Genomic DNA, 10,709 nt, shown 5'->3' with positions numbered 1-10,709 from the left:
GACAGGCTAAAGAGCCGGCTCGGCGGGCCGATATCCTTCTATCCTCTATTCCCACGAAGGTCACCATGGCCACGCAAAAAGCCCGCGCGGATTCGCTGTCCCTGCTGCTGTTCACCCTGCGCAGCGGCAAGCTGATGGCAATCAACCTGCTCAAGGTCAGCGAGATCATCCCCTGCCCTTCACTGACCAAGCTGCCCGAATCGCACCCCCACGTGAAAGGCGTGGCCACCTTGCGCGGCAATTCGCTGTCGGTCATCGACCTGTCCCGTGCCATCGGTGAGCGCCCGTTGGCGGACCCTGAAGGTGGCTGCCTGATCGTCACCGAAATCAGCCGCTCGCGCCAAGGCCTGCATGTGCAGGCCGTGAGCCGCATCGTCCACTGCCTGAGCACCGACATCAAACCGCCGCCCTTCGGCTCGGGCAACCGCTCGTTCATCACCGGCGTGACCCGGGTCGACAACGCGCTGGTGCAGGTACTGGACATCGAGAAGGTCATTCACGCCATCGCCCCGCCCGCCGCCGAGCCACAGCACGGTGCACTGAGCGAAGAAGACGCAAGCCTGCTGGCCGCCGCCAACATCCTGGTGGTAGACGACAGCCAGGTGGCCTTGCAGCAGTCGGTGCACACCCTGCGCAACCTCGGCATCGAATGCCACACCGCGCGCAGCGCCAAGGATGCGATCAACGTGTTGCTGGACTTGCAGGGCACCGAGCAGGCGATCAACATCATCGTCTCCGACATCGAGATGTCTGAGATGGACGGCTATGCGTTCACCCGCACGCTGCGCGAGACGCCAGACTTCCAGCACCTGTATGTGTTGCTGCACACCTCGCTCGACAGTGCCATGAGCAGCGAAAAAGCCAGGCTCGCGGGGGCCAATGCCATCCTCACCAAGTTTTCCTCGCCCGAGCTGACCGATTGCCTGGTGGTGGCGGCGCGGACGGTGGTGTTTGCCGAGCATTGATACATCAAGCGACAAACTCCCCGGCTTGCCGTCGGGGGTGAGTCGGGCATAATTCGCTCCCCTCGGAAGATTTTTGCCGGAATCGCGTATGAAGTTTTTCAGCTCCCTCCTTGTCGCCTGCGCGCTCTTCAGCGGTGTCGCCCAGGCCTCCAGCAGCCAGGCCTGGAACGAGCAGCGCCAGCAGATGCTCAAGGCGTGCCTTGCCGCCAGCCAGTTCAAGGACGCTCACGCGCGTGGCAAGCCCGCCGAATTCGACGACCAGGTCGGCATGAGCGCCCTGCTGATCGAAGGCGTCTACCCGCAAAAACACATGCAGCAGCGCACCGGCACCGAACTGTGCCTGTACGACCGCCAGCACCAGCGCGCATTCGTCAGCGAATGGAGCCCGGAAGCCAAGTGACCGACAGCGTGCAATTCGCCTGCACCGGCTGCGGCAAGTGCTGCACTGGCCACCATGTGCCCTTGACCCTCGACGAAGCCCGCCAGTGGGCGGCCTCTGCTGGCCAGGTAGTGGTGCTGATCGAGGCGTTCGTGGTCGACGGCCCGGGCATGCCGGTCGAGCAGCGCGAGCATGTGCTGCGCCGCTCCCACCCGGTGGCCTGCGGCGACAGTGAGGCCCGCGTTTCGGTAACGTTCGCAGCGTTCAACCCAGGGCGCTGTCGTAACCTCGACGATAACGACCTGTGCACCATTTATGACCAGCGCCCGCTGGTCTGCCGCATCTACCCGGTCGAGATCAACCCGCATATCCCACTGCGGCCCGAGAACAAGGATTGCCCGCCCGAGGCTTGGCAACAGGGCCCTGAGCTGATTCACGGCACGCAACTGGCCGACCCGCAGTTGGCGGCGCTGGTGCAGGCATCGCGCCAGGCAGACCGAGATGACATCGCGGCGAAGGTTGCCGTGTGCCAGGCGTTGGGCATGACCACGAGTGCGCTGAAAGGTAATGGGTTTACCGCTTATCTGCCGGAGATGGGCGCGTTTGCCGCGGCACTGGCGCAGGTGCCGGCGGACAACGGTGCGCGGTGGACGCTGCATGTGCAGGATGACGAGCTGACAGCCAGTTTGCAGGGCCATGGCTTGCAGACCACTTGCGAAGCACCGGTTTATTACGCCTTTATTGGTTTTTAAGTAGCCCATACCGGCCCCTTCGCGGGTAAACCCGCTCCCACAGGAGTTGCACCAGCCGCAAGATTGGCGCAATACCTGTGGGAGCGGGTTTACCCGCGAAGGGGCCGGTACTGTCAAACACTGAAACTGTCAGCGCTGTCAGCCAGGCGTCATGCTGCCGACCCGGTCCGGGGGCTATAAGCTTGAATACAGACAACCGTCCCCTCCCTTCTGGCCAAGGTGCCCGCTCCGATGCGACGTCCTTCCCGTTCTGTCATCCTCGCCGCCTTGGCGTTGCTTGTCCTGGTCGTGCTGGGCGTCTGGTTCGGCCAGCGTCAGGAGGCCCCCGCCCCCCGCGCGCAGGCGGCTGTGCCGGTGCGCGTGGTCAGCGTCAGCCAGCAGGATGTGCCGCGCTATGCCAGTGCGATTGGCTCGGTGCTGTCGCTGCACAGCGTCGAGATCCGCGCACAGGTAGAAGGGGTGCTGACCCAGGTACTGGTCAAGGAAGGCCAGTGGGTAAAGGAAGGTGACCTGCTCGCAACCCTCGACGACCGTGCCATCCGCGCCAGCCTCGACCAGGCCCGTGCGCAGCTCGGCCAGAGCCAGGCGCAGATCCAGGTAGCCGGTGTCGACCTCAAGCGCTACCGCCTGCTGAGCACCGATGACGGGGTGTCAAAGCAGACCCTCGACCAGCAACAAGCGCTGGTCAACCAGCTGCAGGCTACGGTCAAGGGCAACCAGGCGGCCATCGCCAATGCCGAGGTGCAACTGTCCTATACCCAAATCCGCTCACCGGTGACCGGCCGGGTCGGCATCCGCAACGTCGACCCCGGCAACCTGGTGCGCAGCAGCGACACCCAGGGCCTGTTCAGCGTGACCCAGATCGACCCGATTGCCGTCGAGTTCGCCCTGCCGCAACAGATGCTGCCTACCCTGCAGAGCTTGCTAAAGGCGCCCGCCCCGGCGCTGGTGCAGGCCTACATGGACGCCGACGGCGAACGCAGCCTGCTGGGTGAAGGCCACCTGGCGCTGATCGACAACCAGATCTCGGCGACCACCGGCACGGTGAGGGTCAAGGCCGAGTTCGACAACAAGGACGGGCGCCTGTGGCCCGGCCAACTGGTCACCATTCGCTTGCGCACGGCCATGCAGGAAGATGCCCTGGTCGTGCCGCCGCCGGTCGTGCAGCGCGGTATCGACGGCCATTTCGTCTACCGCCTGGACGGGGACAAAGTCACCAGCGTGCCGGTCAAGGTGCTGTACCAGGACAGCGGGCTGAACATCATCGCCGGGGTCAAGGCGGGTGATCAGCTGGTGCTCGACGGCCAGTCGCGGCTCAAGCCGGGCTCGCGGGTCGAGGTCACCACCGATGCCCCTGCGCCTTCGGAAATGGCCGACCGCCGGAGCCAGCCATGAATACCCGCAACGGGGTTTCGGCCTGGTGCATCGACCACCCGATCGCCACCCTGCTGCTGACCTTCGCCCTGGTCCTGCTGGGCGCCATCGCCTTCCCTCGGCTGCCGGTGGCTCCGCTGCCAGAGGCCGACTTCCCGACCATCCAGGTCACCGCTCAACTGCCTGGGGCCAGCCCGGAAACCATGGCCTCGTCGGTCGCCACGCCGCTTGAAGTGCAGTTCAGCGCCATCCCCGGCATGACCCAGATGACCAGCAGCAGCGCGCTGGGGTCGACCACGCTGATCCTGCAGTTCACCCTCGACAAGAACATCGACACCGCAGCCCAGGAAGTGCAGGCCGCCATCAACACCGCCACCGCACGGCTGCCACAAGACCTGCCCAACCCGCCGACCTGGCGCAAGGTAAACCCGGCCGACAGCCCGGTGCTGGTGATGACCGTCAGCTCGAACCAAATGCCCGGCAATGACCTGAGCGACTACGCCGAAACCCTGCTGGCCCGGCAGCTGAGCCAGATCGATGGGGTCGGCCTGATCAACATCACCGGGCAACTGCGCCCGGCCATCCGCGTGCAAGCGCAACCGGAGAAGCTGGCCGCCATCGGCCTGACCCTCGCCGACCTGCGCCAGGCCATCCAGCAAACCAGCCTCAACCTGGCCAAAGGCGCGCTGTACGGCGAGCACAGCGTGTCGACCATCGCCGCCAACGACCAGCTGTTCCACCCCGAAGACTATGCCCAATTGATCGTCTCGTACCGCGACGGTGCGCCGGTGCACCTGCAGGACGTGGCCAAGGTCATCAACGGCGCCGAAAACGCCTACGTCAAGGCTTGGTCCGGTGACCAGCCGGGGTTGAACTTGGTGATCTTCCGCCAGCCCGGCGCGAACATCGTCGACACCGTCGACCGGGTGCTGGCCGCGCTGCCCAAGCTGAAGGAAATGCTCCCGGCGTCGATCGAGGTGTCGGTGTTGCAGGACCGTACCCAAACCATCCGCGCCTCGCTGCACGAGGTGGAGCTGACCTTGATGATCGCCGTGGCCCTGGTGATCGGGGTGATGGCGCTGTTCCTGCGCCAGTGGTCGGCGACCCTGGTGGTGTCCAGCGTGCTCGGCGTGTCGCTGATTGCCAGTTGCGCCTTGATGTACGTACTCGGCTTCAGCCTGAACAACCTGACGCTGGTGGCCATCGTCATTTCGGTGGGGTTCGTGGTCGACGATGCCATCGTCGTGGTGGAAAACATCCATCGCCACCTGGAGGCGGGTGACGACAGCCGCACGGCCGCCCTCAAGGGCGCAGGCGAAATCGGCTTTACCGTGGTCTCGATCAGTTTCTCGCTGATCGCTGCCTTCATCCCGCTGTTGTTCATGGGCGGGGTGGTCGGGCGGCTGTTCAAGGAGTTCGCCCTGACCGCCACGGCCACCATCCTGATTTCGGTGGTGGTTTCGCTGACCCTGGCACCCACCTTGTGTGCGCTGTTCATGCGCCGCCCGACCGGCGCGCAGCACGGCGGCTTCGGTGAACGCCTGGTCAAGTGGTACGAAAAAGGCCTGAACCGCGCTCTGGCCCACCAGCGCCTCACCCTCGGTGTGTTCGGCGTGACCCTGGCCCTGGCGGTGGTGGGTTATGTGGCCATCCCCAAGGGCTTCTTCCCGTTGCAGGACACCGGCTTCATCCTCGGCACCAGCGAAGCGGCAGCGGACGTGTCGTACCCGGCCATGATCGAGAAGCACCAGGCCCTGGCCAAGATCATCGAGGCCGACCCGGCCGTGCGGGCGTTCTCGCATTCCGTCGGCGTCACCGGCAGCAACCAGACCATCGCCAACGGCCGCTTCTGGATCGCCCTCAAGCCCCGCGGCGAACGCGATGTGTCAGCCAGCGAGCTGATCGACCGGCTGCGGCCCAAGCTCGCCCAGGTGCCGGGCATTGTGCTGTACATGCGCGCCGGCCAGGACATCAACCTCAGCTCCGGCCCATCACGCACCCAGTACCAGTACGTGCTCAAGAGCAACGACGGCGTGGCGCTGAACCTGTGGACCCAGCGCCTGACCGACCGCCTGCGCGAAAACCCGGCGTTGCGTGACCTGTCCAACGACCTGCAACTGGGGGCCAGCGTCACCCGCATCGACATCGACCGCCAGGCCGCCGCACGCTTCGGCCTGACCACCACCGACGTCGACCAGGCGCTGTACGACGCCTTCGGCCAGCGGCAGATCAGCGAGTTCCAGACCGAGACCAACCAGTACAAGGTCATCCTCGAACTGGACGCCCGCCAGCGCGGCAAGGCCGAGAGCCTCAACTACTTCTACCTGCGCTCGCCCCTGAGCAACGAGATGGTGCCCTTGTCGGCGGTGGCCCACGTCGCGCCGCCGAGCACCGGGCCGTTGTCGATCAGCCATGATGGCCTGTTCCCAGCCGCCAACCTGTCGTTCAACCTCGCCCCGGGCGTGGCCCTGGGCGATGCGGTGAGCATCCTTGAGCGCACCCAGCGCGAACTGGGCATGCCCGACTCCATCAGCGGCAACTTCCAGGGTGCGGCGCAGGCCTTCCAGAGTTCGCTGTCGAGCCAGCCGTGGCTGATCCTGGCTGCGCTGGTGGCGGTGTACATCATTCTGGGGGTGCTCTACGAGAGTTTCGTCCACCCACTGACGATTATCTCCACCCTGCCCTCCGCGGGCCTGGGCGCGCTGATGCTGCTCTGGGCCATGGGCCAGGACTTCAGCATCATGGGGCTGATCGGCGTGGTGCTGCTGATCGGCATCGTCAAGAAAAACGGCATCCTGCTGATCGACTTTGCCCTCGAAGCCCAGCGCCACCACGGCCTCACGCCCGAGCAGGCAATCCACCAGGCCTGCCTGACGCGCTTCCGGCCGATCATCATGACCACCCTCGCCGCCCTGCTCGGCGCGGTACCGCTGATGTTCGGCTTTGGCACCGGCGCCGAGCTGCGCCAGCCACTGGGCATCGCGGTGGTAGGTGGGTTGTTGGTGAGCCAGGCCCTGACGCTGTTCACCACCCCGGTCATATACTTGGCCCTGGAGCGCCTGTTCCACCGCCGCCGGGCCGCCCAGGCGGCCGCGCCAAGTGCCAGTTGAGACAAGACCATGCGTGTGCTGATCATCGAAGACGAAGAAAAAACCGCCGACTACCTGCACCGCGGGTTGAGCGAGCAAGGCTTTACCGTGGACCTGGCGCGTGACGGTATCGATGGCCTGCACCTGGCCCTGGAAGGTGACTACGCTGTGATCGTGCTCGATGTGATGCTGCCCGGCCTGGATGGCTATGGCGTGCTGCGCGCCTTGCGCGCGCGCAAGCAGACGCCGGTGATCATGCTGACCGCCCGCGAGCGGGTCGAAGACCGCATCCATGGCCTGCGCGAAGGCGCCGACGACTACCTGGGCAAACCCTTTTCGTTCCTCGAATTGGTCGCTCGCCTGCAGGCTCTGACCCGTCGCAGCAGCAGCCATGAACCGCTGCAGATCCAGGTCGCCGACCTGTGGATCGACCTGATGGCGCGCAAGGCCAGCCGCGCCGGCCAGCGCCTGGACCTGACCGCCAAGGAATTCTCGCTGCTCAGTGTGCTGGCCCGCCGCCAAGGCGAAATTCTGTCCAAGACCGCCATCGCCGAGCTGGTCTGGGACATCAACTTCGACAGTGATGCGAATGTCGTCGAGGTGGCGATCAAGCGCCTGCGCGCCAAGCTTGATGGGCCTTTCGACAACAAGCTGCTGCACACCATCCGAGGCATGGGCTATGTCCTGGAAAACCGTGCGGGCTAACTCCATCGCGCTGCGCCTGTCGGCGCTGTTCATCCTGGTGGCGGTGGGGGTGTTTTTGCTGATCGGGTCGGCGTTGTATCGCCAGGTCGACCACAGCCTCGACCTGCTGCCGGCCGCCGAATTGGATGCGCGGTTCAGTGTGCTCGAGTCCACCCTCAACCGCTTCGGCACCGCCGAGCACTGGGCCAAGGTCAGCAACAAGCTCAACCTGCTCAGCGAGGAGGACAAGCGCATCCGATTCTGGGTGGTCAGCAGCGATCCGGCATACGACTATGGCCACCCCAGCGAACTAGTGCGCGCGTTTGCCGAAGGCCCGCCAGGCATGCGCGACCTGCGCCTGCCAGACCAGCCCTACCCCTACAAAGTCCTGGTCAGCGAGTTGCCGGCCCTGGCCGACCGGCCGCCGCTGCGTTTTCTGATTGGCATCGACACCGAGACCTTCTGGCAGGCGCAACACAGCCTGCTGGTAGCCATCGTCGGCCTGGCGGTGCTCGGTGTGCTGCTGGCGTCGGTGCTCGGTTACTGGGTGGCCCGCATCGGCCTGCGCCCGTTGCTGGCGTTGTCCAACGAAGCCCAGGCACTGGCCCCACCGCGCTTGGACGGGCGCCTGCAGACTCACGATCTGGCCCCGGAACTGGCGCAATTCGCCGGGGCCTTCAACGCCGCGCTCGACCGGGTCAGCCAAGCCTACTCGCGGCTTGAGGCGTTCAACGCCGACGTGGCCCACGAACTGCGCTCGCCGCTGACCAACCTGATCGGCCAGACCCAAGTGGCCTTGACCCGCGGTCGCAGTGCCGAGCACTACTTCGAAGTGCTGCAATCCAACCTTGAAGAACTGGAGCGCCTGCGCAGCATCATCAACGACATGCTGTTCCTGGCCAGCGCCGACCAGGGCAGCAAGGCCACCGCGCTGACCCAGGCGTCGCTGGCAGAGGAAGTGGCGACCACGCTGGATTACCTGGACTACATCCTCGAAGACGCGCAGGTCCGCGTGGAGGTCAGTGGCGATGCTCAGGCGCCCATCGAAAAAGCCCAACTGCGCCGCGCGCTGATCAACCTGCTGAACAACGCGGTGCAGCACACCGCGCCCGACCAAGTGATCGAGGTGCGAATCGAAAACGGGGCGGAACAGGTCACCATCGCCGTGAGCAACCCGGGGCCTGCAATCGATGACGCGCACCTGCCGCTGCTGTTCGAGCGCTTCTATCGGGTGGATGCCGCGCGCAGTAACAGTGGTGGCGGCAACCACGGTTTGGGGCTCGCGATCGTCAAAGCGATCGCCCTGATGCATGGGGGCGAGGTTTTTGTGTACAGCGAGGCCGGCGCCAACACTTTCGGCATTCGCCTGCCAAGCGCTCAACGACGCGGGTTTCCAGCAAAAGCCTGAGTGTTCGCCGCACGATCGTTACCTTTTGCGCAACAGTGCTTATCGTACTTCGCTCTGTTTCCAAGGCCATTGAGGAACTAACTTTAGCCCTGTCCTCATTAGCACTTGCATCGCAAGAAGGTAGTTTCAAATGTCCAACAGTATGGGTATTGCCAGCGTCTTCGTCCTGTCTTCCCTGTTGTTGTCGCCCCTGGCCATGGCCGAAGAATCCCCCGCTTTCGTCGCCCGTAATGCCGAGCTCGCCGCGGTCCATCAAGAAGCCCGCGAAGCCGTAGCCGCACAGCAGACCGATGCCGTAAAAGACGCAAACCAGACAGCTTCCAAAGTATCCAGCGACGTTAATGCCGATAGCTGATCGACCGTTGTACCTGCTCCCGATTTCCCTTGGCTACGCCATGGGCACCGCTGGTGCCGATATGTTAGCCTTTTAAAGCCGCTGCCAATCAGCGGCTTTTTTTATGTGCTTTAACTATCAGCCCCGCTGTAACGTCCCTAATAAAAAAGTTGCACATTCAAAAATAAAAACTGCCCCACCGTCAGACCAAAGGAGCTAGTACCGGTGCCTTCCGCGTTTCGTTTTACCCCGCTGTTCATTGCATTGACTGCAACGATTCCCACCGCCGCCCAGGCAGATGAAGACAAGGCTGATGGCTTCATCGAAGGTTCTTCGTTCAACCTGCATTTTCGTAATGCCTATTTCAACCGCGACAACCACAACGCCGGCGTGCGCGACACCCGCGAGTGGGGCCAGGGCGCGGTTGCACGCTTCGAGTCCGGCTATACCCCGGGCGTGATCGGCGTTGGCGTGGACGCCCATGCCATGCTGGGCCTCAAGCTCGACGGCGGTGGCGGCCATGCCGGCACCAGCATTCTGCCGACGCATGTGAAGGACGACGGCGAACTGGGCGCGGCCCCGCATTCGTTCTCTACCGCAGGCGCAGCGCTCAAGCTCAAAGCCTTTGACACCGAGCTCAAAGCCGGTGACCTGTTCCTCACCAACCCAGTGATCGCTGGCGGCGAAACCCGCATGCTGCCGCAGACCTTCCGCGGTGTAAGCCTGACCAACACCAGTGTCGACGGCCTGCTGCTCGAAGGCGGCCAAGTCAGCTTCACCAAGCCGTACAACCAGAGCGGCCACCGCCGCATCGACACCTATTACGGCTCGCTGGACGAACATGACAAGAGCAAGCACCTGAACTGGGCGGGCGCGTCCTGGAGCGGCACGGAAAACATCACCGCCAACCTTTACGCTGCCGAGCTGAAGGACATCTGGAACCAGTACTACGCTGATTTTGACTACACCTACGTGGTCAACGACCTGGTCAGCCTCAACCCGGGCGTGCACTTCTATCACACCCAGGAAACCGGCCAGGCCCTGCTTGGCAAGATCGACAACAACACCTACAGCGTGCATTTCACCGTCAACGCCGGCTTCCACAGCGTCACGGCCGCCTACCAGCGGGTCAACGGCGATACACCGTTCGACTACATCAACCTGGGCGACAGCGTGTACCTGGACAACTCGCGCATGTACTCGGACTTCAACGCCCCCAACGAGCGTTCGTGGAAGCTGCAGTACGGCTATGACTTCGCCGGCCTGGGCGTCCCCGGCCTGAGCACGACGCTGTCGTATTCGCGTGGCGAGGCAGACCTGACCAAGGCTGATCAGGGCAACACGCACTACGACTACTACCGCGCCGATGGCAAGAACGCCATGCACTGGGAGCGTGACCTGGACGTGAAGTACGTGTTCCAGGAAGGCGACTTCAAGGACCTTTCGGTGCTGGTGCGCTATGCCGCACACCGTGGCAGCCAGGGTTATGCGTCGATCGACAGCAGCAGTGACAACGATGAACTGCGCGTGATCGTTGACTACCCGCTGAACGTGTTCTGACCCGCTCCTAGTTTCATTGACTTAGCGCAGACCCAGTGGGAGCGGGCTTGCCCCGCGAACACCGGCGCAGCCGGTGCCAGGCACCGCATGAGGCCATTCGCGGGGCAAGCCCGTTCCCACCGGATTGAAGGCAGGCTTGCGACCACTGTTCTCTGCACCACCAC

The 10,709-nt window shown here is 64.0% G+C and carries 9 protein-coding genes; all 9 read left to right on the top strand.

The window, feature by feature from the left end; all coding sequences use genetic code 11:
- Positions 1 to 65: 65 nt before the first annotated feature.
- A complete protein-coding gene (locus GIB19_RS23075; RefSeq protein ID WP_099428348.1) occupies positions 66 to 965 on the top strand; it encodes a chemotaxis protein in 900 nt (299 codons plus the stop codon).
- Between the two features lie 88 nt (positions 966 to 1,053).
- On the top strand, positions 1,054 to 1,365 hold the full coding sequence (locus GIB19_RS23070) for a hypothetical protein (protein WP_027595495.1): 312 nt from the start codon (positions 1,054 to 1,056) through the stop codon (positions 1,363 to 1,365).
- Positions 1,362 to 2,096 carry a YkgJ family cysteine cluster protein gene (locus GIB19_RS23065; RefSeq protein ID WP_274888145.1) on the top strand — a complete coding sequence of 245 codons (735 nt, stop codon included), beginning with the start codon at positions 1,362 to 1,364 and terminating at the stop codon, positions 2,094 to 2,096. The genes GIB19_RS23070 and GIB19_RS23065 overlap by 4 nt, the downstream gene beginning before the upstream one ends.
- A 231-nt stretch (positions 2,097 to 2,327) precedes the next feature.
- Positions 2,328 to 3,491 carry an efflux RND transporter periplasmic adaptor subunit gene (locus tag GIB19_RS23060; RefSeq protein WP_274888143.1) on the top strand — a complete coding sequence of 388 codons (1,164 nt, stop codon included), beginning with the start codon at positions 2,328 to 2,330 and terminating at the stop codon, positions 3,489 to 3,491.
- A complete protein-coding gene (locus tag GIB19_RS23055) occupies positions 3,488 to 6,580 on the top strand; it encodes a multidrug efflux RND transporter permease subunit (protein WP_099428344.1) in 3,093 nt (1,030 codons plus the stop codon). Before GIB19_RS23060 ends, GIB19_RS23055 begins: the two co-directional genes overlap by 4 nt.
- A 9-nt stretch (positions 6,581 to 6,589) precedes the next feature.
- Positions 6,590 to 7,264 carry a heavy metal response regulator transcription factor gene (locus GIB19_RS23050; protein ID WP_027595491.1) on the top strand — a complete coding sequence of 225 codons (675 nt, stop codon included), beginning with the start codon at positions 6,590 to 6,592 and terminating at the stop codon, positions 7,262 to 7,264.
- The gene (locus GIB19_RS23045; RefSeq protein WP_099428343.1) at positions 7,239 to 8,651 is read left to right on the top strand and encodes a heavy metal sensor histidine kinase; all 1,413 of its coding nucleotides are present in this window, start codon (positions 7,239 to 7,241) and stop codon (positions 8,649 to 8,651) included. Before GIB19_RS23050 ends, GIB19_RS23045 begins: the two co-directional genes overlap by 26 nt.
- 130 nt (positions 8,652 to 8,781) lie before the next feature.
- Positions 8,782 to 9,006, top strand: a complete 225-nt coding sequence (locus GIB19_RS23040) for a hypothetical protein (RefSeq protein WP_027595489.1) — start codon at positions 8,782 to 8,784, stop codon at positions 9,004 to 9,006.
- Positions 9,007 to 9,210: 204 nt separating this feature from the next.
- The gene (locus tag GIB19_RS23035) at positions 9,211 to 10,545 is read left to right on the top strand and encodes an OprD family porin (RefSeq protein WP_099428342.1); all 1,335 of its coding nucleotides are present in this window, start codon (positions 9,211 to 9,213) and stop codon (positions 10,543 to 10,545) included.
- Positions 10,546 to 10,709 lie beyond the last annotated feature (164 nt).

It is taken from the genome of Pseudomonas sp. ITEM 17296 (genome assembly GCF_028895205.1).
Lineage (GTDB): Bacteria > Pseudomonadota > Gammaproteobacteria > Pseudomonadales > Pseudomonadaceae > Aquipseudomonas > Aquipseudomonas kermanshahensis.
This window is presented reverse-complemented; position numbering and strand designations above follow the sequence as displayed.

Coding starts and splice junctions, on each gene's coding strand:
- GIB19_RS23075 (WP_099428348.1), top strand. CDS start 66: ATGGCCACGCAAAAAGCCCGCGCGGATTCGCTGTCCCTGCTGCTGTTC.
- GIB19_RS23070 (WP_027595495.1), top strand. CDS start 1,054: ATGAAGTTTTTCAGCTCCCTCCTTGTCGCCTGCGCGCTCTTCAGCGGT.
- GIB19_RS23060 (WP_274888143.1), top strand. CDS start 2,328: ATGCGACGTCCTTCCCGTTCTGTCATCCTCGCCGCCTTGGCGTTGCTT.
- GIB19_RS23055 (WP_099428344.1), top strand. CDS start 3,488: ATGAATACCCGCAACGGGGTTTCGGCCTGGTGCATCGACCACCCGATC.
- GIB19_RS23050 (WP_027595491.1), top strand. CDS start 6,590: ATGCGTGTGCTGATCATCGAAGACGAAGAAAAAACCGCCGACTACCTG.
- GIB19_RS23045 (WP_099428343.1), top strand. CDS start 7,239: ATGTCCTGGAAAACCGTGCGGGCTAACTCCATCGCGCTGCGCCTGTCG.
- GIB19_RS23040 (WP_027595489.1), top strand. CDS start 8,782: ATGTCCAACAGTATGGGTATTGCCAGCGTCTTCGTCCTGTCTTCCCTG.